Annotated in this window: 25 protein-coding genes and 1 tRNA gene; 13 read left to right on the forward strand and 13 right to left on the reverse strand. The window is 64.8% G+C overall.

Features of this window, described 5'->3' with window-relative positions:
* Positions 1–106: 106 nt before the first annotated feature.
* From C7401_RS39555 to C7401_RS39585, 7 genes are all read right to left on the reverse strand, one after another.
* Positions 107–700 carry a histone H1-like DNA-binding protein gene (locus tag C7401_RS39555; RefSeq protein WP_112177495.1) on the reverse strand — a complete coding sequence of 198 codons (594 nt, stop codon included), beginning with the start codon at positions 698–700 and terminating at the stop codon, positions 107–109.
* A gap of 28 nt (positions 701–728) precedes the next feature.
* A complete protein-coding gene (locus tag C7401_RS45835) occupies positions 729–1,055 on the reverse strand; it encodes a hypothetical protein (RefSeq protein WP_112177496.1) in 327 nt (108 codons plus the stop codon).
* A 93-nt stretch (positions 1,056–1,148) separates the two neighbouring features.
* Positions 1,149–2,372, reverse strand: a complete 1,224-nt coding sequence (locus C7401_RS39565) for a ribonucleotide-diphosphate reductase subunit beta (protein ID WP_112177544.1) — start codon at positions 2,370–2,372, stop codon at positions 1,149–1,151.
* A 550-nt stretch (positions 2,373–2,922) separates the two neighbouring features.
* The gene (locus C7401_RS39570) at positions 2,923–5,913 is read right to left on the reverse strand and encodes a ribonucleoside-diphosphate reductase subunit alpha (protein WP_112177497.1); all 2,991 of its coding nucleotides are present in this window, start codon (positions 5,911–5,913) and stop codon (positions 2,923–2,925) included.
* Between the two features lie 576 nt (positions 5,914–6,489).
* Positions 6,490–7,116 (reverse strand): 1,6-anhydro-N-acetylmuramyl-L-alanine amidase AmpD, encoded by a 627-nt coding sequence (gene ampD, locus C7401_RS39575; protein ID WP_112177498.1) that lies wholly within the window; start codon positions 7,114–7,116, stop codon positions 6,490–6,492.
* Positions 7,113–7,436, reverse strand: coding sequence for a PP0621 family protein (locus C7401_RS39580; RefSeq protein ID WP_112177499.1), 324 nt, complete (start codon positions 7,434–7,436; stop codon positions 7,113–7,115). Before C7401_RS39580 ends, ampD begins: the two co-directional genes overlap by 4 nt.
* Positions 7,437–7,458: 22 nt before the next feature.
* On the reverse strand, positions 7,459–8,388 hold the full coding sequence (locus C7401_RS39585) for a cytochrome C assembly family protein (protein WP_112177500.1): 930 nt from the start codon (positions 8,386–8,388) through the stop codon (positions 7,459–7,461).
* A gap of 105 nt (positions 8,389–8,493) precedes the next feature.
* Between C7401_RS39585 and ffh the strand changes: the two genes are divergently transcribed.
* Both ffh and C7401_RS39595 read left to right on the forward strand, forming a co-directional pair.
* Positions 8,494–9,861 (forward strand): signal recognition particle protein, encoded by a 1,368-nt coding sequence (gene ffh, locus C7401_RS39590; protein ID WP_112177501.1) that lies wholly within the window; start codon positions 8,494–8,496, stop codon positions 9,859–9,861.
* Positions 9,862–10,008: 147 nt separating this feature from the next.
* A complete protein-coding gene (locus C7401_RS39595) occupies positions 10,009–10,560 on the forward strand; it encodes a hypoxanthine-guanine phosphoribosyltransferase (protein ID WP_112177502.1) in 552 nt (183 codons plus the stop codon).
* Positions 10,561–10,660: 100 nt separating this feature from the next.
* Here C7401_RS39595 and C7401_RS39600 read toward each other — a convergent pair whose 3' ends face one another.
* Entirely contained in the window at positions 10,661–11,260 is a 600-nt protein-coding gene (locus C7401_RS39600; protein ID WP_112177503.1) for a MarC family protein, read from the reverse strand.
* 68 nt (positions 11,261–11,328) lie between these two features.
* Positions 11,329–13,065 (reverse strand): proline--tRNA ligase, encoded by a 1,737-nt coding sequence (locus C7401_RS39605; RefSeq protein ID WP_112177504.1) that lies wholly within the window; start codon positions 13,063–13,065, stop codon positions 11,329–11,331.
* Positions 13,066–13,350: 285 nt separating this feature from the next.
* On the opposite strand from C7401_RS39605, the gene C7401_RS39615 reads away from it, so the two are divergent.
* On the forward strand, positions 13,351–14,031 hold the full coding sequence (locus tag C7401_RS39615) for an RNA pyrophosphohydrolase (protein WP_112177506.1): 681 nt from the start codon (positions 13,351–13,353) through the stop codon (positions 14,029–14,031).
* A 119-nt stretch (positions 14,032–14,150) separates the two neighbouring features.
* Positions 14,151–14,720, forward strand: a complete 570-nt coding sequence (locus tag C7401_RS39620; RefSeq protein ID WP_112177507.1) for a CNP1-like family protein — start codon at positions 14,151–14,153, stop codon at positions 14,718–14,720.
* Positions 14,721–14,815: 95 nt separating this feature from the next.
* Here C7401_RS39620 and proB read toward each other — a convergent pair whose 3' ends face one another.
* The 4 genes from proB to rplU form a co-directional block, all read right to left on the reverse strand.
* Positions 14,816–15,934: a glutamate 5-kinase gene (gene proB / locus C7401_RS39625; protein ID WP_112177508.1), complete on the reverse strand. Its 1,119-nt coding sequence runs from the start codon at positions 15,932–15,934 to the stop codon at positions 14,816–14,818.
* A gap of 83 nt (positions 15,935–16,017) precedes the next feature.
* Entirely contained in the window at positions 16,018–17,121 is a 1,104-nt protein-coding gene (cgtA, locus tag C7401_RS39630) for an Obg family GTPase CgtA (protein WP_112177509.1), read from the reverse strand.
* Positions 17,122–17,324: 203 nt separating this feature from the next.
* The gene (rpmA, locus tag C7401_RS39635; protein WP_112177510.1) at positions 17,325–17,588 is read right to left on the reverse strand and encodes a 50S ribosomal protein L27; all 264 of its coding nucleotides are present in this window, start codon (positions 17,586–17,588) and stop codon (positions 17,325–17,327) included.
* Between the two features lie 26 nt (positions 17,589–17,614).
* The gene (gene rplU / locus C7401_RS39640; protein WP_007180329.1) at positions 17,615–17,926 is read right to left on the reverse strand and encodes a 50S ribosomal protein L21; all 312 of its coding nucleotides are present in this window, start codon (positions 17,924–17,926) and stop codon (positions 17,615–17,617) included.
* Between the two features lie 283 nt (positions 17,927–18,209).
* Here rplU and C7401_RS39645 point away from each other — a divergent pair, with 283 nt between their 5' ends.
* From C7401_RS39645 to C7401_RS39685, 9 genes are all read left to right on the forward strand, one after another.
* Positions 18,210–19,202: a polyprenyl synthetase family protein gene (locus C7401_RS39645; protein ID WP_112177511.1), complete on the forward strand. Its 993-nt coding sequence runs from the start codon at positions 18,210–18,212 to the stop codon at positions 19,200–19,202.
* Positions 19,203–19,239: 37 nt separating this feature from the next.
* A tRNA-Pro gene (locus C7401_RS39650) sits at positions 19,240–19,316 on the forward strand.
* 197 nt (positions 19,317–19,513) lie between these two features.
* On the forward strand, positions 19,514–20,833 hold the full coding sequence (locus C7401_RS39655) for an HlyC/CorC family transporter (RefSeq protein WP_112177512.1): 1,320 nt from the start codon (positions 19,514–19,516) through the stop codon (positions 20,831–20,833).
* Positions 20,834–20,976: 143 nt separating this feature from the next.
* The gene (locus C7401_RS39660) at positions 20,977–22,206 is read left to right on the forward strand and encodes a GspE/PulE family protein (RefSeq protein ID WP_258397405.1); all 1,230 of its coding nucleotides are present in this window, start codon (positions 20,977–20,979) and stop codon (positions 22,204–22,206) included.
* The gene (locus C7401_RS39665; protein WP_112177514.1) at positions 22,203–23,423 is read left to right on the forward strand and encodes a type II secretion system F family protein; all 1,221 of its coding nucleotides are present in this window, start codon (positions 22,203–22,205) and stop codon (positions 23,421–23,423) included. The genes C7401_RS39660 and C7401_RS39665 overlap by 4 nt, the downstream gene beginning before the upstream one ends.
* A gap of 28 nt (positions 23,424–23,451) precedes the next feature.
* Positions 23,452–24,378 (forward strand): prepilin peptidase, encoded by a 927-nt coding sequence (locus C7401_RS39670; RefSeq protein ID WP_112177515.1) that lies wholly within the window; start codon positions 23,452–23,454, stop codon positions 24,376–24,378.
* A gap of 3 nt (positions 24,379–24,381) precedes the next feature.
* Positions 24,382–25,002, forward strand: coding sequence for a dephospho-CoA kinase (gene coaE, locus C7401_RS39675; protein ID WP_112177516.1), 621 nt, complete (start codon positions 24,382–24,384; stop codon positions 25,000–25,002).
* A gap of 214 nt (positions 25,003–25,216) precedes the next feature.
* The gene (zapD, locus tag C7401_RS39680; protein ID WP_112177517.1) at positions 25,217–25,972 is read left to right on the forward strand and encodes a cell division protein ZapD; all 756 of its coding nucleotides are present in this window, start codon (positions 25,217–25,219) and stop codon (positions 25,970–25,972) included.
* A gap of 49 nt (positions 25,973–26,021) precedes the next feature.
* Positions 26,022–26,216 carry a DNA gyrase inhibitor YacG gene (locus tag C7401_RS39685; protein ID WP_112177518.1) on the forward strand — a complete coding sequence of 65 codons (195 nt, stop codon included), beginning with the start codon at positions 26,022–26,024 and terminating at the stop codon, positions 26,214–26,216.
* Positions 26,217–26,261: the final 45 nt, after the last annotated feature.

The following is a 26,261-nucleotide window of genomic DNA, read 5'->3' on the forward strand; positions in this document are numbered from 1 at the left end:
GGGAAACCCGGCGACGGGATCGGGATCGAGCCTGGCACTCTATGCCGCCCGGCTCGGTCAACGAAGCTCGCCGGCAGACTGGCCGGCGCGCTTCGTCTCGCACTGCTTACGGACGGCTGCCGGTCGGGAACGGCCATGCTGCGGCCGGGTTCAGGGCAGTCTTGACCGTTGCTGCGGGCGCGGACGGTTGCGCAGCAGGGGCAGCAGGTGCGGCAGGGGCAGCCTTCGCAGGTGCCTTCTTGGCAGCCTTCTTCGCAGCAGCCTTCTTCGCAGGCGCAGCCTTCTTGGCAGCGGCCTTCTTCGCAGGCGCCTTCTTGGCAACCTTCTTCGCTGCGACCTTCTTCGCCGCTGCCTTCTTCGCCGGTGCTGCCTTCTTCGCAGCAACCTTCTTCACGGCGACTTTCTTGGCTGCAACCTTCTTCGCTGCGACCTTCTTCGCCGGTGCTGCCTTCTTCGCAGCAACCTTCTTCACAGCGACTTTCTTCGCTGCAACCTTCTTGGCGGCGACCTTCTTCGCTGCGACCTTCTTCGCCGGTGCTGCCTTCTTCGCAGCAACCTTCTTCACGGCGACTTTCTTGGCTGCAACCTTCTTGACCGCGACCTTCTTCGCTGCGACCTTCTTGGCCGGCGCTGCCTTCTTCGCTGCAACCTTCTTCACAGCAGCCTTCTTCGCCGCCGGTTTTTTCTTGGCAGTTACCATTTTTTTCTCCTTCAGGTTCAGATGAGAGTCAGTTCAAACTACACCCTTCGTCAAAACCCGCTTCCCGCGAGCGCTTCTCACGGCGCACACTGCGAAGCGGGCTATTCATCGGCGTACGCTGGTCCCGCGCGCTTACGCTAATGAATGCGGTAAGGCGCGCCGTGTCACGAGACACAGCGCGCCGAGTCATTCCGGCGTCGGCTACCGACACCGGGCAACGTTCGTTGAAGACGCTGGTCGCATCACTCGCGTAGCCAGCGCCCTTTTCCGGGGGGAAGTTTGCCCATCCCACTGAAGGGTTCGCAAAGTGCCTTGCACGTATGTGAGCCACCTGGGCTCCGGGCACGCTTTGCATCAGGCGTTCCTGCTCCTAATCATCATGCCGGTCGAGGCGGCTCGCGCGCCGCCTCCGGCAACCCCTAAAAGATGGCACCAAGGTGCGCCCGGGTTATTCCCAGGACAGCGCACCGCCCGTCTGATATTCGATCACGCGCGTCTCGAAGAAGTTGCGTTCCTTCTTCAAGTCGATCATCTCGCTCATCCACGGGAACGGATTCTCTTCGTTCGGGAACAGCTGGTCGAGACCGATCTGCTGGCAACGGCGGTTGCAGATGAAGCGCAGATAGCTCTTGAACATCGATGCGTTCAGACCCAGCACGCCGCGCGGCATGGTGTCTTCGGCATAGCGGTACTCGAGTTCGACCGCTTGCTTGAACAGATCGGTGATCTCCGCACGGAACGCCGGGGTCCACAATTGCGGGTTCTCGAGCTTGATCTGGTTGATGAGGTCGATGCCGAAGTTGCAGTGCATCGACTCGTCGCGCAGGATGTACTGATACTGCTCCGCGGCGCCGGTCATCTTGTTCTGGCGACCGAGCGCGAGAATTTGCGTGAAGCCCACATAGAAGAACAGGCCTTCCATGATGCAGGCGAACACGATGAGCGACCTGAGCAGCGTCTGGTCGGCTTCGAGCGTGCCGGTCTTGAACGACGGATCAGTCAGCGTCTGGATGAACGGGATCAGGAACTCGTCCTTGTCGCGGATCGACTTGACCTCGTGGTACGCGTTGAAGATCTCGCTTTCGTCCAGGCCCAGCGACTCGACGATGTACTGGTATGCGTGCGTGTGGATCGCCTCTTCGAACGCCTGGCGCAGCAGGAACTGGCGGCATTCGGGCGCCGTGATGTGCCGGTAGGTGCCGAGCACGATGTTGTTCGCGGCGAGCGAGTCGGCGGTCACGAAGAAGCCGAGGTTGCGCTTGACGATGCGGCGCTCGTCCTCGGTCAGACCGTTCGGGTCCTTCCACAGGGCGATGTCGCGGGACATGTTGACTTCCTGCGGCATCCAGTGGTTCGCGCAACCCGCGAGGTACTTCTCCCAGGCCCACTTGTACTTGAACGGCACCAACTGGTTCACGTCGGTCTGGCCGTTGATGATGCGCTTGTCGGCGACATTCACGCGCGCTTCGGTCGAGACCGGCGCTTGCGGCGGCGGTGCGACGGCGAAGTCGCTGGCGAAGATGTTGGTCGCCGATGAAGCCTGAGGAGCGGAACGCAGACCAAACTGCACCTCGGCAGCCTGGACAGCCTGACCCGCGGGGTTGCGCAACGCGTTTTGCTGCGCACCGCTCGACGGAGTTACGGCCGTGATCTCGTCATCCCAGTTGAGCATAAATGTCACCATCAATTTAGATCGGTTTGTACCATCTTTTCGTGAGCGATAAAAGGGTTCGCACACGAAAAATCCTGTTTTCGATTCGCGTTGCGACCTCGATACAACACTTTGTTATCGCATCGTGTCGATTGCATCGCGCAAGCACTGCGTAGAGAGCACTGATTCGTCGTGCTCACATCGCGCGTGCGATGCGCTTCGAAGGTCATCGCGACATCGAGAGCGTGTGTGAAAGACAGCGTGCGCCGCGCGCTTTTCGCTCGCGCCGCGAGTGCGTTTTCACTCGCCGCTCACTGCTTGCCGCGCGCTGCGCTTTTCGCTCGCGCGGCCTGAGTTGGGTCCCTGCGCGAAACTCCAGGGATTCCTTCCTGTTGTCTCTTTCGCGTCGTGCAACGCGCGTGCAGAGCGTTGCCGGGAGAGACGGCGCGCATTGCGCGCGCCTCATTCGTTGTTACATCTCTTCTACTGTTTACTACTGATGCGCTACCGATGCTTCGGTCCTCGCATGATGCGAGCGGCGTTGCACCGCACGCATCATGCGCAGCCCGCTTTACTGGCAAGCCTCGCACTCTTCGAAGCCGGCATCGCCCGGACGCATCATGCACACCGGACCTTCCGCTTCCGGTGCGGCTTCCACCTCGGCTTGCGCTGCGGCCTGCATCGTGGTCGAGCCTGCTGCACCGCCGAACGCGCCACCCGATGCACCACCGAATGCGCCGCCGGCATTGCCGCCGCCGTCACCACCCGTCGGCACAGCGTTGAGCGCGCCGTGCGCGACCGTCGACTTCTCGACGTGCGTGGCCGCCATCGTGCGCAGGTAGTACGTGGTCTTCAGGCCGCGCACCCATGCGAGCTTGTAGATCTCGTCGAGCTTCTTGCCCGATGCGCCCGCCATGAAGATGTTCAGCGACTGCGCCTGGTCGATCCACTTCTGGCGGCGCGACGCCGCTTCGACGAGCCACGTCGGGTCCACTTCGAACGCCGTTGCATACACAGCGCGCAGATCGGCCGGCACGCGGTCGATGCGCGAGAGCATGCCGTCGAAGTACTTGAGGTCGGCGACCATGACTTCGTCCCACAGGCCGCGTGCCTTCAGGTCACGCACGAGGTAGTCGTTCACCACCGTGAATTCGCCCGAGAGGTTCGACTTCACGTACAGGTTCTGGAACGTCGGCTCGATGCAAGGCGACACGCCGATGATGTTCGAAATGGTCGCGGTCGGTGCGATTGCGATGCAGTTCGAATTGCGCATGCCGTGTGCCGCGATGCGCTCGCGCAGCGACGTCCAGTCCATCGACTCGCTCGAGTCGACTTCGACGTAGCCGCCACGCGCTTCGGCGAGCAGCTTGAGCGTGTCCTGCGGGAGGATGCCGCGATCCCACAGCGAGCCGCGGTAGGTCGAGTAGCGGCCGCGCTCGGCTGCCAGCTCCATCGACGCCCAGTACGCGTAGTAGCAGACGGCTTCCATCGAGCGGTCGGCGAACTCCACGGCTTCTTGCGAAGCAAACGGCGTGCGCAGAACGTGCAGGCAGTCCTGGAAGCCCATGATGCCCATGCCCACCGGACGGTGCTTCAGGTTCGAGTTACGCGCCTTCGACACCGCGTAGTAGTTGATGTCGATGACGTTGTCGAGCATGCGCATCGCCACGCTGATGGTGCGCTTGAGCTTCTCGTGGTCGAGTGCGAACGTGCCGTCGGCCTGTTCGACCATGTGCGCGACCAGGTTCACCGAACCCAGGTTACACACGGCGATTTCGCTGTCGCTCGTGTTCAGCGTGATTTCCGTGCACAGGTTCGACGAGTGGACGACGCCCACGTGCTGCTGCGGCGAACGGATGTTGCACGGATCCTTGAACGTGATCCACGGATGGCCGGTCTCGAACAGCATGCCGAGCATCTTGCGCCACAGTTGCGCGGCCGGCAGCTTCTTGAACAGCTTGATCTCGCCGCGCGCGACTTTCTCTTCGTAAGCCGTGTAAGCCTGTTCGAACTCGGCGCCGAACTTGTCGTGCAGGTCCGGGCAGGTCGAGGGCGAGAAGAGCGTCCAGTCACCGCCTTCCATCACGCGCTTCATGAACAGGTCGGGAATCCAGTTCGCCGTGTTCATGTCGTGGGTGCGGCGACGGTCGTCGCCCGTGTTCTTGCGCAGCTCGAGGAATTCTTCGATGTCGAGGTGCCACGATTCCAGGTAGGCGCACACCGCGCCCTTGCGCTTGCCGCCCTGGTTCACGGCCACTGCCGTGTCGTTCACCACCTTCAGGAAGGGAACCACGCCTTGCGACTTGCCGTTGGTGCCCTTGATGTGCGAGCCGAGCGCGCGCACGCGCGTCCAGTCGTTGCCGAGACCACCGGCAAACTTCGAGAGCAGCGCGTTGTCCTTGAGCGCTTCGTAGATGCCGTCGAGGTCGTCAGCAACCGTCGTGAGGTAGCACGACGAGAGCTGCGAGCGGTGCGTGCCCGAGTTGAACAGCGTGGGCGTGGACGACATGAAGTCGAACGACGAGAGCACGTTGTAGAACTCGATCGCGCGCGCTTCACGGTCGATCTCGTTGAGCGAGAGGCCCATCGCGACGCGCATGAAGAATGCCTGCGGCATTTCGATGCGCGTGCCGTGCACGTGCAGGAAGTAGCGGTCGTACAGCGTTTGCAGGCCGAGGTAGCCGAATTGCAGATCGCGGTTCGAGTCGAGCGCGTTACCGAGGCGCTTCAGGTCGAACTGCTGGAGCTTGTCGTCGAGCAGGCCCGCTTCGACGCCGCGCTTGATGAACTGCGGGAAGTAGTCCGCATAACGCATGCCCATTTCGGCTTGCGTGACTTCATCTTCGAGAATTTCGCGACGGATCGTGTGCAGCAGGATGCGAGCCGTGACCTGGCTGTATGCCGGGTCCTTTTCGATCATCGTGCGAGCCGCGAGGATGGCCGAGTCGTAGACCTGGGTCATCGGCACGCCGTCGTACAGGTTCTTCACCGTTTCCGCGACGATCGGGTCGGCGTTGACCGCGTCGCCGAGACCGTCGCAAGCCGAGACGATCAGTGCGCGCAGCGCCTGCATGTCGAGCGGACGCGTCACGCCGTTGTCGGTGACGTTGATGCCGGGCGCGGCGGGCGCTGCCGATTCCGGTGCGTGCGCGCGCTCCTGGTTGCGCTTCTCGCGATACAGCACGTAGGCGCGCGCGACGTTGTGCTCGCCGCCGCGCATCAGCGCGAGTTCGACCTGATCCTGGATGTCTTCGATATGGAACGTGCCGCCGTTCGGACGGCTGCGCACGAGCGCGCGCACGACGTTCTGCGTGAGCTGCTCGACGAGCTCGCGCACGCGCGCCGAAGCCGCGCCCTGGCCGCCGTTCACGGCGAGAAATGCCTTCGTCATCGCGATCGCGACTTTCGAAGGTTCGAACGACACCACGCTACCGTTGCGGCGAATCACCTTGTGGTCGGCGAACTGCTGCGCGCTCGTCTGGCCGTCCTGCGGCTGGCCACCCAGCGTGTGCGCGCCAGGCGCGCCTTCATACCGGGTCGAGACGTTATCGGTCGTTTGCATGTGCAAAGCTCCTGTGGTCCTGGAAAGGTGCGAAGAGTTTTCGCGGATTAGTACGGACGCCGCGCCTGTCGTGCCCCCGTGTGCACGCACAAATCGACATATCAGCGGGCGGAGAGAAAAGACCAGCCTGGCGAGGCTGCCGGATGCGACAAGGCAGATGACACACGAACGGCTGCGGTCTTCATCGTGGATGTCGCGATCATTGGCTGTACCTTCTCTCTCGATTACAGCCGGTGCGCCGGACTTCCTGGCCGGGCGGCACCGTACAAAGTTTCTTTTTTTCCTATGCCGGTAACGCGCGCGGCGCCATGCTCGTGGAGCGGGGCGCCGCGGTACAACACAACATATGGTGTGAAGCCTTGTTTCGAGTACAAAGTATAGTGGAAGATGCGGGGCGGTCAAACGCCTTTTTTTACTGGTCCTATCTTGACAAGACGGTAAGCCAAGCGGCGCGGGCGTTGCCGCCGGATGGCGCTTCCAGTGGTCTGCGAGGCGCGCGTGAACACCCCGCTTGCGAGCGCGGGATGTGCTTGTTTCGTGGGCAGCCGGTGCGCGTTCAACGGCGAATCGAGCGCGTCACGACGCCGCGTCCTGCGCGTCGCGCCCCTGGATATAGGGGAAGCTCGCGTTCGCGAGCTGCGTGTCGTGTTGCAGACGCGCCCAGTCGAAATGCGGGCCGGGGTCGGTCTTGCGGCCAGGGGCGATGTCCGAATGGCCCGCCAGCGCCTCGATCGGATAGCGCGCGACGAGCGCCTTCACGAGCGCCGCGAGCGTGACGTACTGCGCCGCTTCGAAGGCCGTCGTGTCGCTGCCTTCCAGTTCGATGCCGATGGCGAAATCGTTGCAGCGCTCGCGCCCGAAGAAGCTCGACGCGCCCGCGTGCCACGCCCGCTCGTCGCATGAGACGAACTGCTCCAGCGCCCCGTCGCGATGAATCACGAAATGCGCCGAGACGCGCACGCCGCGCAGATGCGCATCGAAATACGGATGCGCGTCGCAGTCGAGTCGATTGAGGAAGAGATCGGCGATCTCGGGGCCGCCGAACACGTTGGGCGGCAGGCTGATGTTGTGCACGACGATGAGCGTCGGCACCGCGCCTTGCGGGCGCGCTTCGAAGTTCGGCGAAGGCAGATGACGTGCGCCGGGCACCCAGCCCCGCGCATCGACCTCACAGGCAGGCGATGCAGGTGCAGCAGCGCTCATCGTGCGGGGCGGTCCTGCGCCGTCGTGCGCGCGTCGTAAGCGCGTGCGTGCTCGGCGCTACAGAACGAGCGCGCGCCCACCGTCACCGACTCGCTGCGCGGCGCATGCACGCCGCACTCGGCGCAGCGCACCATCGGCTCGGGCAGCGCGCCCTTGCCTGCCGCGCTCGCGCCGCCGTTGGCGCCACGCGCGGCACCCTGCCCCGGCGCGCCCTGCCCCGGTTGAGCGCCGGGACGCGTTTGCGTCTGCGCACGGCGCAGCGCCTTGACGAACCACTGTCCGACGACGAACAGCAGCACGAGGAGAAGTATCTGTCTCATCGGAACACGCGACTCACACGACTCAAACCACGGGGCGGTGCAGCAGCACCTCGAAAACGAAACGGCTGCCCACATAGGCGAGCAGCAACGCGACGAACGACGCGATCACCCAGCGCAGCGCGGCGCGGCCGCGCCAGCCGGAGATCTTGCGCGCGGTGAGCAGCGCGCCGAACATGAGCCACGAAAGAATCGCGAACACGGTCTTGTGATCGAGCGAGAGCGGCCGGTCGATCAACTGCTCGCTAAAGAGGATGCCGGAGACGAGCGTGGCCGTGAGCAGCACGAAGCCCGCGCCGATCAGACGGAACAGCAGCTTTTCCATCGTGAGCAGCGGCGGCAGCGTCTCGATCCAGTTCGACAGCCAGCCGCCGCCGCGATGGTTCGCATTGCGCTGGAAGCCGGCGCCCTTGAGCGCATGCAGGCGGCGCTCGACGGCGAGCATGAGCACCGCGTGCAGCGCGGCGATCGCGAAGAGCCCGTAGGCGACGTTCGCGATGACGAAATGCAGCTTGAACATCGGCGCGGCCGCATACGGCAGCACGCGCACGCCGCCGAACACGAGCGGCAGGATCGACGCGAGCGCGGCCAGGGGCAGCAGCAACAGACGCAAGCCGTCGAGGGAGAAGAAAAAGCTCTCGATCCAGTAGATGCCCGCGCCGAGCCAGAACATGGCCGACAACGCGAACGCGAAGCCGAACACCATTTCGTTGGCCGGGAAAATCGTCATGTGCAGCAACACGCCGTGCGCGGCGAGCGCGACGAACAGCAGCGAGCGCGAAAGCGGGCCGAAGGTGCGCGTGCGCAGGGCGTCGTCGCCCGCGCCGACCGTCACCGGCACAGGCGGCACGCTGCCGAGCAGCGGCGCGGCGCCGGCGCGGCGCAGCGCGCGCCAGTCGGCGGCGCACAATCCGCCGTACAGGAGCACGGTGAGGGCATACAGTACAATATCCATGTTCGAAGTTTACTATAGGCCCCCTGGCCGCGCGGGATCGCGACGCAATGCTGCGCCTTCCTGTTTCGCGTGCGCGGGCCGGGCCGCACTGCTCACCGCCTCCCCATGCTCGATAATCTCACTCAACGGATGGCGCGCGTCGTCAAGACGCTGCGCGGCGAAGCCCGGCTGACCGAAGCCAATACCCAGGAAATGCTCCGAGAGGTGCGTCTCGCGCTGCTCGAAGCCGACGTGGCGCTGCCCGTCGTGCGCGAATTCATCGCCAAGGTGAAGGAAAAGGCGCTCGGCGAGGAAGTGATCGCCAGCCTCTCGCCCGGCCAGGCGCTCGTCGGCGTGGTGCAGCGCGAGCTGACCGCCGTGATCGGCGGCGACTACGAAGGCAAGGCCGCCGAGCTCGATCTCGCCGTCACGCCGCCCGCGGTCATCCTGATGGCGGGTCTGCAAGGCGCGGGTAAAACCACCACCACCGGCAAGCTCGCCAAGCTCCTGCGCGAGAAATACAAGAAGAAGGTCCTCACCGTTTCGTGTGACGTCTACCGCCCCGCCGCTATCGCGCAGCTGAAGACGGTGACGGAACAGGTCGGCGCCGACTTCTTCCCCTCGCAGCCCGACCAGAAGCCGGTCGAGATTGCCGCCGCGGCCGTGGACTGGGCCAAGCGCCACTACCACGACGTGCTGCTCGTCGACACGGCCGGCCGCCTCGGTATCGACGAGGCGATGATGAACGAGATCACCGCGCTGCACGCCACGCTCAAACCCGCCGAAACGCTGTTCGTGGTCGACGCGATGCTCGGCCAGGACGCGGTCAACACGGCCAAGGCGTTCAACGACGCCCTGCCGCTCACCGGCGTCGTGCTCACCAAGCTCGACGGCGATTCGCGCGGCGGCGCGGCGCTCTCCGTGCGCCACATCACGGGCAAGCCGATCAAGTTCGTCGGCGTCGCAGAAAAGCTCGACGGCCTCGAGGTGTTCTACCCCGAGCGCATGGCCAACCGTATTCTCGGCATGGGCGACATTCTCGCGCTCGTCGAGGAAGCGCAGCGCGGCGTGGACGTTCAGGCCGCGCAAAAGCTCGCCGACAAGGTCAAGAAAGGCGGCGACTTCGACCTCAACGATTTCCGCGCGCAACTGTCGCAGATGAAGAAAATGGGCGGCCTGTCGTCGCTCATGGACAAGCTGCCCGCGCAGTTCCAGCAAGCCGCCTCGGGCGCCGACATGGGCCAGGCCGAAAAGCAGATGCGCCGCATGGAAGGCATCATCAACTCGATGACGGCCCAGGAGCGCGCCAAGCCCGATCTCATCAAGGCCACGCGCAAGCGCCGCATCGCGGCGGGCGCGGGCGTGCAGGTGCAGGAGGTCAACCGCCTGCTGAACCAGTACGATCAGATGCGCACCATGATGAAGAAGCTGAAGGGCGGCAACCTGCAAAAGATGATGCGCGGCATGAAGGGCATGATGCCCGGCATGCGCTAACGCACCTTGCGGGCCGCGTGTCGCGTCATGCGCACCCGGCCCCACACGACGCGGCGCGTGATGGAACAAACGCGCGGGTATATGCTGTAGCGCGCGCCGCCGTTATTTTCCACACTTCAATAGCTACAGCCACCGCCCGCCAGAGTCATGAATCGCGAAGAAGCCCTGCACATTTTCCGCCACTCCGAAGAGATCGTTTCGGAGGGCGACGTCAATGCGTCGATCGGCAGCATGGCCGACGCCATCCGCGCCGAGATCAGCGAGGACTTCCCGCTCGTGCTGTCGGTGATGGGCGGCGCGGCGGTGTTCACCGGCATGCTGCTGCCGCACCTCGACTTCCCGCTGGAGTTCGATTACATCCACCTCACGCGCTACCGCAACGCCATCAAGGGCAGCGCGGAGATGCAATGGCGCGTCGCGCCGCGCGAGTCGGTGAAGGACCGCGTGGTGCTCGTGCTCGACGACATCCTCGATGAGGGTGAAACCATGGCCGCGATCCGCGACCGCATCATGGACATGGGCGCGAAGCGTTTCCTCTCGGCCGTGCTGTGCGAAAAGACGCTCACGAAGGCCAAGCCGCTGCATCCCGACTACTGCGGCTTTTCGGTGCCGGACCGCTATGTGTTCGGCTGCGGCATGGACGCGAAGGGTTACTGGCGCAATCTGCCGACCATCCGTGCGCTGACCGAAGGCGCTTGAATCGAGCATGCGGCGTGCTCGCGGGTCAACCGCGGCGCCATGAAAAAAAGCAGCCCTCGGGCTGCTTTTTTATTGCCTGCGACGCCTGCCGCGCGCGATGTCAGAGGTGATGCACGAAGTTGGCGATGCCCGCGAGGATCATCTCCACGGAAATCGCCACGAGCACGAGCCCCATCAGCCGCTCGAAGGCCGTCACCACGCGCTCGCCGAGCCATTGCTGAATGCGCTCGGCCATCACCAGCACGGCCGCGCAGATCACCATCGTGACGACGAGCGCCGCCACCCACTCATAGAGCTTGCCGGGCGCCTGCGAGGTGAGCAGCATGACCGTGGCGAGCGCCGAAGGCCCCGCCAGCGCGGGAATGGCGAGCGGCACGATGAGCGGCTCGCCGCCCTTGTCGCCCCCGCCAAACGGTCCGCCCGGATGCGGAAAGATCATGCGCAGCGCGATGAGGAACAGCACGATGCCGCCGCCGATGCGCAGCGACGTGTCGGTGAGCCCCATCATGCGCAGGAAGCTGTTGCCCGCCACCATGAAGATGAGCAGGATGAAAAACGCGATCGCGACCTCGCGCAGGATCACGATCGCGCGGCGTTGCTGGGCAACGCCGCGCAGGCAGCTAATGAAGAGCGGGATATTGCCGAGCGGGTCGGTAATGAGGAGCAGCAGAACCGTAGCGGACAGAAAACTGTACTCCACGCTAGCTGCGCTCCTTTAGCCGAGGTTGCCGCAATGGGCGATTGAACTGCGGGGCGATCGAACCGCGCTTACACCGCGAGCGCGGCGCGGATCTTCTGCGCCACTGCCTGCGCGGCCTCGTCGGCCGGGAGCAGCGTCGCTTCCGTCTCGCGGCGGCCCTGGTACTCGATCTTGCCTTCCTTCAGGCCACGATCGCCGATCACGAGACGATGCGGCACGCCGATCAGCTCCCAGTCGGCGAACATCACGCCCGGGCGCTCGCCGCGGTCGTCGAGAATCACGTCCACGCCCGCTTCGAGCAGTTCGTTGTACACACGCTCGGCGTGCTCGCGCACGAGCTCGCTGCGGTCCATGCCCATCGGGCACACGACGACCTGGAACGGCGCGATCGACTCAGGCCAGATAATGCCCTTCTCGTCGAAGTTCTGCTCGATGGCTGCACCGAGAATACGCGTGACGCCAATACCGTAGCAGCCCATCTGCATCGGCGCGGGCTTGCCGTTCTCGGCGAGGTACGTGGCGTTCATCGCTTCCGAGTACTTCGTGCCGAGCTGGAACACGTGGCCCACTTCGATGCCGCGGCAGATGTCGATCACACCCTTGCCGTCCGGCGAGGGGTCGCCCTTCTTCACGTTGCGGATGTCGGCGACGACCGGCTCCGGCAGGTCGCGGCCCCAGTTCACACCCGTGGTGTGGAAGTCCACTTCGTTCGAGCCCACCACGAAGTCGCTCATGTTCGCGACCGTGCGATCGGCGATCACCTTGACCGGCTTCTTCGTGTTGAGCGGACCGAGGTAGCCCGGCGGCGTGCCGAACCACTCGACGATTTCCGCTTCGGTCGCGAAGCGGAAGCCGCCCAGGCCTTCGAGCTTGCCGGCCTTGATCTCGTTCAGATCGTGGTCGCCGCGCAGCATGAGCAACCAGATGGTCGGCTCGGCGCCTTCGTTGTCGGTGGCGAGAATGATCGACTTGATCGTGCTTTCGAGCGCAATGCCGAGCAACTCCGCCACGGCCTCGCACTTGGCCGCGCCAGGCGTGGGCGTTTTCGTGAGCGCTTGCGTGGGCGCGCCGCGCTGCGCGATGAGCGGCAGCGCATCGGCGGCTTCGACGTTGGCCGCGAAGTCCGACGTCGGGCAGTAGGCGATATCGTCCTCGCCCGTTTCCGCGATCACGTGGAATTCGTGCGAACCGCTGCCGCCGATCGAGCCGTTGTCGGCCGCGACCGCGCGGAACTCGAGACCGAGACGCGTGAAGATGCGCGTGTAGGCGTCGTACATCTTCTGGTACGAGACCTTGAGACCTTCGACGTCCTTATCGAACGAGTACGCGTCCTTCATGATGAACTCGCGGCCGCGCATCACACCGAAACGGGGACGGATTTCATCGCGAAACTTCGTCTGCACCTGGTAGAAGTTCACCGGCAGCTGGCGATAGCTCTTGATCTGGCCGCGCGCGATGTCGGTGACGACTTCTTCGTGCGTCGGGCCCATCACGAAGTCGCTCTGCTTGCGATCCTTGAAGCGCAGCAGTTCCGGCCCGTATTGTTCCCAGCGTCCCGATTCCTGCCACAGCTCCGCCGGTTGCACGGCCGGCATCAGCAACTCGATGGCGCCGGCGCGGTTCATTTCCTCGCGCACGATCTGTTCGACCTTGCGGATCGAGCGCAGGCCGATCGGCAGATAGTTGTAGATGCCGCCGGCGACGCGACGGATCATGCCCGCGCGAACCATCAACTTGTGGCTGACGATTTCCGCGTCAGAGGGCGCTTCCTTCAGGGTGCCGATAAAGAAACGGGAGGCTTTCATTCAAATTATCCAAAAGCGGCGGCCCGGTGCAGACCGCCCGAAGAGATGACCAACGGAGGAGTTCACGAACCCGCCATTATGACAACACGCCGTGCGCTGCGCCGGAGACCGGCGATGACCGCGGTTGGCCTGAGCCAGGATGGCCGCCGGATGCGAAGCCGATCCCGCCCCGAGCGCGTTGTTGCGCGGCAGCGGTAAATCGTTCCAACTTTCCGGCCGCCGGGTGCGTGAGGTCCGTTATCTGTTTATAATCAAAGCAATTTTAAAGGATTCGAAGGTGGTTGTATGCTGGATCGTGAGGGGTTTCGCCCGAACGTCGGCATCATCCTCTTGAACGCGCGAAACGAGGTGTTTTGGGGCAAACGGGTTCGCGAACATTCCTGGCAGTTTCCGCAAGGGGGCATCAAGTACGGTGAGACCCCCATGCAGGCAATGTTTAGGGAGTTGCACGAAGAAACCGGTCTGCATCCGGAGCATGTCAAGATCGTCGGTCGCACGCGCGACTGGTTGCGTTATGAGGTGCCGGACAAGTTCATCAAGCGCGAAGTGCGCGGCCATTATCGCGGTCAGAAACAGATCTGGTTTCTGCTGCGCATGGTCGGGCGCGACTGCGATATCTGCCTGAGGGCAACGGAGCATCCCGAGTTCGATGCGTGGCGCTGGAACGAATACTGGGTGCCGCTCGAAGCGGTCATCGAGTTCAAGCGCGACGTCTATCAGCTTGCGCTCACCGAGCTCTCGCGTTTCCTGCGCCGGCCCGCGCCGCGCCAGGAGCGTTTGGGTGTGCAGGCTCACGAGGTGCGCTACCCGCGCATCGTGACGTCGGCGCATGCCGACGCCGTGCACGCCCTGCCGTACGCGAGCATGCCGGACGACGTGCCGCAGCTTGCGCCGATCGAGAGCGATTGCGCTTCGGCGCAGAGTATCATCGAGCCTGCGCAGGACGAGCACGACCAAGGGGCTTGAGCCAACGCAAAGAACGCCCGAACCGGCGAGACCGGCGCACCACGCGCCGGGCCTCGCGGTTCGCATTCGCGGCGCTGCACGTTCGTGAGCACGGCGCCGGTGCTTCGAGGAAAACCAATTTGAAACGATTTGCTCTTGCTGCGACTTGCGTCGCAGGCGGTGTGCTGCTTTTGACCGGGCTGGCCGGGTGTTCCAGTTCCGGTCCCACCAACAAGGACGACAGCGCGTTCACCTATTTGCTGGACCGCCAGGGCACCTGGCAGGAGAACAAGGTCGAAAGCCTGCCGGCGCTGCCGCAAGCGGGCGCGACGCTGCTGCCGTTCGACGTCTCGAATAATTCGCCGCTCAAGTTCGCCATCGACCCCGACTCGCTCACGGTCGGCACCGACGGCGTCGTGCGCTACACGGTCGTCATCACGAGCCCGACGGGCGCGCGCAACGTGAACTACGAAGGGATTCGCTGCGACACCTACGAGTGGCGCCTCTATGCGAGCCTCGACGCCGATCACAACGGCTGGGACCAGACCGTCGCGAACAACTGGTCGCGCATCGAGAACGGCACGCTCAACGCGTATCAGTCGCGGCTTTATCAAGACTACTTCTGCGCGAACAAGATGCCGCTCGCGAAAGCGCCGGCCATTGTCCAGAATCTGCGCTACGGGCGCACGCAGTCGATGCTGGTGCGCTAACGCGCCGTCATTGCCCGTTGTCACGGGCATGAAAAAAGCCGCTGCGGCCTTGGGGCCGCAGCGGCTTTTTTACGCGTTCGCGCTGATGCGCGCGCTCAAACGAGCACGAGATTGTCGCGGTGAATCAGCTCCGGCTCGAGCATGTAGCCGAGGATGCCTTCGATCTCGCCGCTCGCATGCCGCTGGATCAGTTTCGTCTCGGCGCTGCTGTAGTTGGTGAGCCCGCGCGCCACTTCCACGCCCGCGCCGTTCAGGCACGCGATCACCTCGCCGCGCGCGAAGGCGCCCTGCACGCCCGTCACGCCGATCGGCAGCAGGCTCTTGCCGTCGTCCGTCACCTTCTGCACGGCGCCGTCGTCGATCACCACATGGCCGCGCACCTGGAGATGGTCGGCCATCCACTGCTTGCGCGCGGCCATGCGTGCCGTGCGCGCGATGAGTTGCGTGCCGATCGCCTCGCCCGAAGCGAGCCGCACCAGCACCTCGGCCTCGCGGCCGCTCGCGATCACGGTGTTCGCGCCGCTGTGCGCGGCACGCTTGGCCGCGAGAATCTTGGTGAGCATGCCGCCGCGGCCGATGCTCGACCCCGCGCCGCCCGCCATCGCTTCCAGTTCCGGCTTGCCCGCGTCGGCTTCCTGCACGAGCGTCGCCGTGGGATCCTTGCGCGGATCGGCCGTGTAGAGCCCGCTCTGGTCGGTGAGGATGACGAGCGCGTCGCCTTCGATCAGGTTCGCGACGAGCGCGCCGAGCGTGTCGTTGTCGCCGAACTTGATTTCGTCGGTGACGACGGTATCGTTCTCGTTGATGATCGGCACGACGCCGAGGCGCAGCAGCGTGAGCAGCGTGGAGCGCGCATTGAGATAGCGTTCGCGATCGGCCAGGTCCGCGTGCGTGAGCAGGATTTGCGCCGTGCGAATGTCATGTTCGGCAAAGCGGCTCTCGTACACCTGCGCGAGGCCCATCTGCCCGACCGCTGCGGCGGCCTGAAGCTCGTCGATCTCGCGCGGCCGCTTCGTCCAGCCAAGGCGCTGCATGCCTTCGGCAATGGCGCCCGAACTCACGAGCACGACTTCCTTGCCCTGCGCGCGCAGCGCCGCGATCTGCGCGGCCCAGCGGCCGATTGCCGCATGATCGAGGCCGCGCCCGTCGTTGGTGACGAGGCTCGAACCGACTTTCACTACCAGACGCCGCGAATCGGCGATGACGGAACGCATGCTGCGCGGTCTCCCAAATGACTGATGACGCGTGACGTTTCCAAGGAGCGGCCGGCGCGGCTCGCGCGCCGGCATGCGCCGGATTACTCTTGCGGCTGCCCGGCGTTCCCGCCCTGTCCTTCACGGAAGCGCACGTCGGAGGCGAGGTCTTCGGCTTCCGCCGCGCGGCGCGCGTCCGAATGCGCCGAGACGTAGTCGTACACCGCGTAGCACAGGTTCTCGCAGCCCTGCCCCGTGAGCGCCGAAATCTCGAACACCGGGCCGTCCCACTCGAAGCGCTTCACGAAGTCGGCAATGCGCTCGACGCGCTCGTCTTCCGGCACCATGTCGAGCTTGTTGAGCACGAGCCAGCGCGGCTTCTCGAAGAGCGTCTCGTCGTACTTGCGCAGCTCGCCGACGATCGCCCTGGCTTCCGCCACGGGATCGACGCTTTCGTCGAACGGCGCGAGATCGACCAGATGCAGCAGCAGGTTCGTGCGCTGGAGGTGACGCAGGAACTGGTGACCGAGGCCCGCGCCTTCCGCTGCGCCTTCGATCAGGCCCGGAATGTCGGCGATCACGAAGCTCTTGCTCGGCCCCACGCGCACCACGCCCAGGTTCGGCGCGAGCGTCGTGAAGGGGTAGTCGGCGATCTTCGGCTTGGCGTTGGACACCGAGGAGATGAATGTGGACTTGCCCGCGTTCGGCATGCCGAGCAGGCCGACGTCGGCCAGCACCTTCAGCTCCAGCTTGAGCATGCGGCGCTCGCCGGGCTTGCCGTCGGTTTTCTGGCGCGGCGCGCGGTTCGTGGACGACTTGAAATGCAGGTTGCCGAGGCCGCCCGCCCCGCCCTGGGCGACCAGCACGCGCTGGTCGTGCTCGGTCAGGTCGGCGATCAGTTCGCCCGTGTCCTGGTCGGTGATGGCGGTGCCCACCGGCATGCGCAGCGTGATGTCGTCGCCGCCCTTGCCATAGCAGTCCGAGCCGCGGCCGTTTTCGCCGTTGCGCGCCTGGTGCTTCTTCGTGTAGCGGTAATCGATAAGGGTGTTGATGTTGCGGTCAGCCACAGCGTAGACGCTGCCGCCACGCCCGCCGTCGCCGCCGTCCGGCCCGCCGAACGGGACGAACTTCTCGCGTCGCATCGACGCGCTGCCATCGCCCCCATCGCCGGCGATGACTTCGATCTTCGCTTCGTCAATGAACTTCATGCGTTACTCCGTCCCGTGAATGTCGGTATTTTGCCCGCCGCGGCCGAAACTGGCCAATCTGGCCGAATGGCCAGCGACGCTGCGTTTATCCGCCGCTTCAATTCGATGCGACCCCGGAAGGTCGCGGATAAACAAAAAGGCCCCGCAAACTTCGCGGGGCCTTCTTTGCGTCGCGTGTAGCCCGCTCGCGAGCGGTCTAAAGCTTAGGCCGCTGCCGGGACGACGTTGACCAGTTGCTTGTTGGCTGCGCCCTTGATCGCGAACGAGACGTGGCCGTCGACCAGCGCGTAGAGCGTGTGGTCCTTGCCGATGCCGACGTTCAGGCCCGGGTGCATACGCGTACCGCGCTGGCGAACGATGATGCCGCCTGCGAGGATAGCCTGGCCGCCGAACACCTTCACGCCAAGTCGTTTCGACTCTGAGTCGCGGCCGTTACGTGACGACCCGCCTGCCTTTTTGTGTGCCATTTGTTTGCTCCTTTACCTGCGTGCGCTTACGCGTTGATCGCGTCGATGCGCAGTTCGGTGTAGTTCTGGCGGTGGCCGCCATGCTTCTGGTAGTGCTTCCGGCGACGCATCTTGAAGATGGTCACTTTGGCGTGTCGGCCTTGCGACACAACGGTGGCCTTGACGGAAGCCCCACTGACCAGCGGCGTACCGAACTTAATCGATTCGCCTTCGCCCACTGCGAGAACCTGGTCGAGCGTGATTTCTGCGTCAATGTCAGCCGGTATCTGTTCTACTTTAAGTTTTTCGCCAACGGCAACTTTGTACTGCTTGCCGCCGGTTTTTATGACCGCGTACATTGAGAACCTCACTCTAAAATATCTTTTCAGACGCACTGCGCGCCCGAAACCTTAGATTATACATAGAGTTAGCTACGCGGTCAAAGACAATGCGCGCCCGTCGCGCGAGCGCCTCAGGCCCCGCCGGGCGGCCCTGGCAGCCAGCCGCACGACGCAGCGCCAGCATCCAGGCACCATCTCGGGCAAGGCTGAAATAGAGGGAACCATCGGCCGGACGGCATGGGAGCGTCCGGCAGGAAGCCGATTCGCCTTATAATCCGCGGCACTACCCATATTTGCCATCATGTCGTCCACCGCCACCCCATCCCCCAGCGCAGCCACCCTGCTCGCCCCCATCGCCAGTGACATGGAGCAGGTGAATCGTGTCATCCGGCAGAGCCTGGCGTCCGAGGTGATGCTGATCAATCAGATCTCCGAGTACATCATCGGTGCGGGCGGCAAGCGGCTGCGCCCGGCGCTCCTGCTGCTCGTGGCCGGCGCGCTCGGCGACCGCGGCACGCATCGCCATGTGCTCGCAGCGGTCGTCGAATTCATTCACACGGCCACGCTGCTGCACGACGACGTCGTCGACGAGTCCGACCTGCGGCGCGGCCGCCAGACGGCCAACGCGCTGTTCGGCAACGCCGCCAGCGTGCTGGTTGGCGACTATCTGTACTCGCGCTCGTTCGAGATGATGGTGGGTGTGGGCAAGATGCGCGTGATGGAGATTCTTTCGGCGGCCACGACGATCATCTCCGAAGGCGAAGTCCTGCAACTCCTGAACATGCACGACGCCGACGTGGACACCGACCGCTACATGCAGGTGATCCGCTACAAGACCGCCAAGCTGTTCGAAGCCGCGGCGCAGCTCGGCGCGGTGCTTTCGGGTGCGGATGCGCGCGCCGAGGAAGCGGCGGCCGAGTACGGCCGGCGCATCGGCACGGCGTTCCAGATCATGGACGACTGGCTCGACTACACCGGCACGCCGGAATCGATGGGCAAGAACGCCGGCGACGACCTGCGCGAAGGCAAGCCCACGCTGCCGCTCATCTGGCTGATCGAGCACGGCACGGCGGCGGAAGCCGCACTGGCGCGCGAAGCGATCGAGCAAGGCGGCACGACGCGCTTCGACGAAATCTTCGCGGCGATCACGCGTTCGGGCGCGCTCGAACACACGCTGCAATGCGCGCGTGCCGAGGCCCAGGCCGCCGCCGATGCAATTTCAGCGTTCCCCCCTTCCATTTACAAAGATAGCCTGCTAGAATTATGTTCTTACTCGACGACGCGCCAGTCTTGAAACAGACGAAGCGGGTTGTGGAGTCCAGCAGTAAATTCGGGGTGTAGCTTAGCCTGGTAGAGCGCTACGTTCGGGACGTAGAGGCCGGAGGTTCGAATCCTCTCACCCCGACCAGAATTTCAAAAAAAACCGCGCATGCACTGCGCGGTTTTTTTTCGTCCGTACATTACGCCCTGTGTGCGCAGGCGGTGCACGTTGCGCGACGCCTTGTCCGTTCGGCCAATTGCCGAGGACTGGCCAGGACTGCGGCCCCGGAACCCCGGCACCCCTCTGTTATAGTTTCCCCATCCGCCCCCTCACTGTCTCGACGCGTGGACCACCTCCCCTTATGGGCGCAGATTTGCGCCGTCTTCGTCCTGCTCATCTGCTCCAGCTTCTTCTCCATCTCCGAAACGGCGATGATGGCGCTCAATCGCCATCGGCTCAAATATCTTGCGAACCACGGCGCGCTCGGTGCGAAAACCACGCAGAAGCTGCTCGCGCGCACCGACCTGCTGCTGTCGGTCATCCTGATCGGCAACAATCTCTTCAACACGATCATCCCGGTCCTCACGACCTCGATCGCGCTGCACACGTTCGGCCACGACAATCTCGTGCTTTCGGTCGCCACGGGCATCGTCGCGTTTCTCATCATCGTGTTCGCTGAAATCACGCCGAAGATTGTGGGCGCAACGTTTCCCGAGAAAATCGCGCTGCCGGCGAGCCTGCTGATCGCGCCGCTCATGCGCGTGACCAAGCCGCTGATCTGGTTCGTCAACATGTTCGCAAACGCGATCCTGCGCGTGCTGCACATCAACACGCACAAGGCGCGTGACCAGCGGCTCTCAACGGAAGAGCTGCGCACCATCGTGCTCGAGTCGGGCAGCTTCATGCCCACCAAGCACCGCAGCATTCTGCTGAACCTGTTCGATCTGGAGAACATCACGGTCGACGACGTGATGATCCCGCGCCGGCGCATCGAGGCGCTCGACTTCGAAGCGCCGCTCGAAGAGATCCTGCATCAGCTCGAAACCTGCTATCACAACAAGTTGATCGTCTATCAGGGCGACATCGACCGCGTGCTCGGCGTGCTCCACGTGCGCAAGACGCTCGCCGCCCTGCACAACCAGGATTTCGAGCGCGAAACGCTGCGCGAACTGCTCACCGAGCCGTATTTCGTGCCCACCGGCACGCCCGTGTTCCAGCAACTTCAGTACTTCCAGGAAAGCCGTCATCGCATCGCGCTTGTCGTCAACGAATACGGCGAGATGGAAGGGCTCGTCACGCCCGAAGACATCATCGAGGAACTGATCGGCGAATTCACGACGACGATGCCGCGCAGCGGCACCGGGCGCGGCGGCTGGAACGACGATGGCGAATGCATCGTGCCGGGCAGCATGCCCCTGCGCGAGCTCAATCGCTGGCTCCAGATCAAGCTGCCCACCGACGGCCCGAAAACGCTCAACGGTCTGATTCTCGAAGTGCTCGAAGAGATTCCCGAAGGCGACGTGTGCTTGCAGATCGGCGACGTGAAACTCGAAGTGCTGCGCAGCGACGATCAGGCGGTGCGCACCGTCAAGCTGTTCAAGCCCGGCGCGAAACAGCGCACGGGCACGCTGCAAAAAGCGAAGAAGTTGTTGCCGGGACGTTAGCCGTTCGGCCAGGTGCCGGTGTCACGCCCCACGCGCGATGATGAAGTCGTCATCTGTTCGAGGCGGCTTCGCGCCGGCATGCCATGCTTTCCACTCCTTATCGTCACGCGCGCCCCGCCTTCGCCGCGCTTTCCGAAGCCGGCATGAGCGGCGGCGGCGCGGCTCGCGCACCCGCCCCGGCTTCGCCACCACCGCTCGACGACGCCCCCGCCGTACGCCTGCTCGCCGAAACGCTGCGCGAAGCCGCGCGGCGCAATGCCTCCGACCTGCATGTCGAGCCGATGGAGCACGGCTGGCGCGTGCGTCTGCGCATCGACGGCGTGCTGCACGAAATGGCGCGGCCGCCCGTGCATTTGCGTGACGCGTTCGCCACGCGCATCAAGGTGCTCGCGCGCATGGACATCGCCGAGCGGCGCGTGCCGCAGGACGGCAGGCTGCGCCTCGCGCCTGTCGCTGCGTCGCAGGCCGCCGAGGACTACCGCGTGAATTCACTGCCCACGCTGCACGGCGAGAAGCTCGTGCTGCGCCGCCTCGAAGCGTTGCCCGCCGACCTGTCTCTTGCCGAACTCGGGCTCGATGAAGCACAACAACGCACGGTAGCCGCAGCCATTGGCGCGCCGCACGGTCTCGTGCTCGTCACCGGCCCCACCGGCAGCGGCAAGACGCTCTCGCTCTACTGCTTTCTGCAAATGCTCAACGGCGCCGCGCGCAATCTCTGTTCGGTGGAAGACCCGGCCGAAATCCAGCTCGCGGGCATCAACCAGGTCAACGTGCGCGAGAAGGCCGGGCTCACCTTCGCGGTGGCGTTGCGCGCCTTGCTGCGTCAGGATCCCGACGTCATCATGATCGGCGAAATCCGCGACGAGGAAACCGCGAGCGTCGCCGTGAAGGCCGCGCAAACCGGCCATCTCGTGCTCTCCACCGTGCACACGAACGACGCGAGCGCGGCGTGCGCGCGCCTGATCGACATCGGCGTCGAGCCCTACAACCTGGCGGGCGCGCTGCGGCTCGTGACCGCGCAACGGCTCGTGCGGCGCGTGTGTCCGCACTGTCGCGTGCGAGGTGATGAGTCGGAAGCGGCGCTGAGCGCAGCGGGCTTCGACCTAAGCGACGGCGAGATCCCACAGCCCTACATTGCGCGCGGCTGCGAGGCTTGCCACGGCATCGGCTATCGCGGGCGCGTGGGCATACACGAAGTGATGCCGGTATCGGCGGCCATTCGCGACCTGATCGTTAGCGGGCGCAGCGCGCTCGAGATTGCGCACGAAGCACGCAAGCAAGGAGTCGCGACCTTGCGCGACGCGGCGCTCGCGCGTGTGCGCGACGGCACCACCAGCCTCGCGGAAGCGCTCGCTGCAACGGAAGCGCCATGAACGCCGCGCACACCTACGACAACGCATCGGAGTGGCGCTACACGTGGCGCGGCCTCGACGCAACGGGCGCAACGAAACGCGGCACCCTGATTGCGTTCGACGCCGCCTCGGTGCGCATCGCGCTCAAGCGCGAGCGCATCACCGTTCTTTCGGTCGAGCGGCAAGGAAGCGCGCCATCGCCAAAGGCAAGCCACGCAGACGTCACGCGTTTCACACGCCAGCTTGCGAGCCTCCTGCGCGCGGGCCTGCCGCTCGCGGGCGCGCTCGATCTGCTCGCGCAATCGCCGGGGCCGCACGGCATGCCGCGCATCGCCGCCGCGCTTGCGCGCGAAATCACCGCCGGCCTGCGCTTTGCCGACTCGCTCGCGCGCCATCCGGCACGCTTCAACGCGCTCTATTGCCAGCTTGTTTCGGTGGGCGAAGCATCGGGTGCGCTCGCCGCCGTGCTCGCCCGCCTCGCCGACGACCGCGAACGCGCCGCCGCGCAACGCGCCAAGGTGCGCGCCGCGCTCACCTATCCCGTTGCGGTGTTGCTGCTCGCCTTCGTCATTACCGCGGCGCTGCTGGTGTGGGTCGTGCCCACGTTCAAACAGATCTTCGACGGATTCGGCGCCGCGCTGCCCGCGCCCACGCAGTTCGTGCTGATGCTCTCGGCGGCCGCGGCACGTTTGAGCGTTCCGGCCGCACTCGCTATCGCAGCCTGCACGCTGGCCGTTCGCGCCGGCTTGCGCCGTTCGGAAGCGGCGCGCATCGCATTCGGACGCCTGCTGCTGAAGCTCCCGCTATGCGGCGCGCTCCTCACCACGCTCTGCGCGGCGCGCTGGAGCCGCGCGCTCGGCACGCTGCTCGCCGCCGGCACGCCGCTCGCCGACGCCTTCGATTCACTCGCGCATGCGAGCGGCAATGCCTGCTTCGATCGCGCGAGCGCGGGCATCAGCGCGCGTCTGCGCCACGGCGAACGGCTTGCCGCCGCCATGCGCGCGGCGGGCTGCTTCCCGGCCGACGTGGTCCAGCCCGTGGCCGTTGCGGAGGAGTCGGGCGCGCTCGACGCCATGCTGCTCGATGTGGCCTCGCTCGCCGACCGTCAGGTCGACGAAAAGATCGCGCTCGTGTCGAGCCTTTGCGAACCGCTCGTGATCGTCGTGCTCGGCGCGCTGGTCGGCGGGCTCGTCGTCGCGATGTATCTTCCCATCATTCAACTGGGCAACGTGGTGTAGCATCGCTGCCAGATTACGGTTCCCACTCATGCCCGTTCATTTTCTGTCCGCGCCCGACCCGGCCGCCGCCGCAACACCGTTCGAAGCCGCTCTCGGCGCCCTGCCTTTCGGCGTGCTGATCGGCTTCGCCATCGTGCTCGGGCTCGTCATCGGCAGTTTTCTCAATGTCGTCGTGCATCGCCTGCCGGTCATGCTCGAGCGCGCCTGGCGCGCCGATGTGGCCGAAGCGGCGGGCACCTCCGGCCCGCTCTTCGAAGACGACGGGCTGCCCGCGCGCTACAACCTGTGGCTGCCGCGCAGCGCCTGCCCGCACTGCGGCCACGTGCTGCGCGCATGGGAGAACATCCCGGTGTTCAGCTGGATCGCGCTGCGCGGGCGCTGCTCGCATTGCCACGTGCGCGTGAGCGTGCGCTACCCGCTCATCGAACTGGCAAGCGCCGCCTGCGCCCTTGCCGCGCTGCTGGCATTCGGGCCATCGGGCAAGGCGCTTGCGGCCTTCGGGCTGTGCGCCGTGCTCATCGCCGCAAGCGCAATCGACCTCGAACACCAGATGCTGTACGACGAGATCACGCAGCCGCTGCTGTGGGCGGGTCTCATCATCAACTTCGCGGGCACGTTCGCCGGGCTGCGCGAAGCGGTGATCGGTGCGATCGCCGGCTACCTGGCGCTCTGGTCCGTCTACTGGGTCTTCAAGTTGCTGCGCGGCGTGGAGGGCATGGGCCACGGCGACTTCAAGCTGCTTGCGGCGCTCGGCGCGTGGCTCGGCTGGAGCGCGCTGCCGCAGATCGTCGTGATCGCCGCCGTGGCCGGTGCGCTCGTGGGCATCGCGGCGACCCTGAGCGGGCGCATGCGCTTCGAGGAGCCGTTGCCCTTCGGACCTTATCTCGCCGCGGGCGCGCTCATCACGCTGTTCGCGGGTACACCGCTTTATGGCGTTTTTGCGTGGGGGAACTGATCAATGTTCGTGATCGGATTGACGGGTGGCATCGGTAGCGGCAAATCCACCGTCGCAGATCTCTTCGCGGCGCGCGGCGTGCCGATCGTCGACACCGATCTCATCGCGCATCGCATCACCGCGCCGCACGGCGTCGCGATGGCGCAGATCGCCCAAGCGTTCGGCGCTGAATTCGTCGCGCCCGACGGCTCGATGGACCGCGCGCGCATGCGCACGCTCGTGTTCGGCGACGAGTCCGCGCGCAAGCGGCTCGAGGCCATCACTCATCCCCTGATCCGTTCGGAGACCGAACGCGAAACACGTGAGGCCAACGGCCCATACGTGATCGTGGTCGTACCCTTGCTCGTGGAGTCGGGCACGTGGAAAACGCGCGTCGATCGCGTGCTCACCGTCGATTGCAGCGTCGAGACGCAAATCGCGCGCGTCATGCGCCGCAACGCCTTCACGCGAGAGCAGGTGCTCGCCATCATCGCGCGTCAAGCCACACGTGAGGCGCGTCTCGCGGCCGCCGACGATGTAGTGGTCAACGACAACGGCGCGACGCTCGAAACGCTTGGGCATGACGTCGAGGCCTTGCATCAGACGTTTCTGACACTCGCCGCAAAAAGAGCCGACAAAGCCTAGAACACTCACAGAAAAGCGCACACACCCGGCCTTCACGCGAGAACTCGCAAGCGTCCTGCCAGTCGAAACGCATCGCAAGGCCACGGGTCCGGACTCGCAGGCGAAAATCGCGGGACACATCGGCAAAACGCCGTGCCGGCGCGATTGCGACCGTAGTCCCACGGCATTAGAATGTCCTGCAACCCGTCACCTACCACGCCCGAGGCGAGCGCGCTTGATTCTTTACGAGTATCCCTTCAACGAGCGAATCCGGACGCTGCTGCGCCTCGAGGACCTGTTCGAGCGCTTCACGTTTTTCCTGACCCAGGAGGATCCGAGGGAACATCACGTCGCGCTCACGACGCTCTTCGAAATCGCCGAAGTCGCAGGCCGTGCCGACTTGAAGTCGGACCTCATGAAGGAGCTCGAAAGGCAGCGGCAAACGCTCGCGCCGTTTCGCGGCAATCCCGGCATCGAGCAAAATGCGCTCGAAACCGTGCTGGGCGAAATCGAGCAGACGCTCACCGGCCTCACGCAGATGCAAGGCAAGACCGGCCAGCATCTGATGGACAACGAGTGGCTCACGAGCATTCGCAGCCGCGCGATCATTCCGGGCGGCACGTGCAAGTTCGACCTGCCGTCGTATTACGCCTGGCAGCAGCTGCATCCGGATCAACGCCGTCAGGACATCGCGAAGTGGGTCACGCCGCTCCTGCCGCTGCGCGACGCCGCCGCCATCGTGCTGCGCCTCGCGCGCGAATCGGGTCAGGCGTCCAAGGTGATGGCGATGCAGGGCAGCTATCAGCAAATGTTGTCGGGCCGCGCCTATCAGCTCATGCAGGTGCGTGTGGCGCCGGAAATGCACGTGATTCCGGAGGCGAGCGCCAACAAGTACATGTTGTGGGTGCGCTTCACCGTGCAGGACGGCGATCTGCGACCGCGCTCCGTCGATCAGGACGTGCCGTTCCAGCTCACGCTTTGCAGCCTGTGAAGCGGGCCGCATCGCTACACCAGACTCAACGCAACCCAAGTTCTATCGCATGACCACTGTCGTCAAATGCCCCACCTGCGGCAAGGATGTCAAATGGGTGCCGGAAAACCGCTTCCGCCCTTTCTGCTCCGAGCGCTGCAAGCAAATGGATCTCGGCGCGTGGGCGGCCGAAAAGTACCGCATCGGTGGCGCCGACGACGAGACGCCGCCTGAAGACGCACCGCCCACGGATACGCGTCAATAGCGCCAACCCATAAAAAAGGCCGCTGTGCATCGTGCACAGCGGCCT

Source organism: Paraburkholderia unamae, from assembly GCF_003268775.1.
Taxonomy (GTDB): Bacteria; Pseudomonadota; Gammaproteobacteria; order Burkholderiales; family Burkholderiaceae; genus Paraburkholderia; species Paraburkholderia unamae.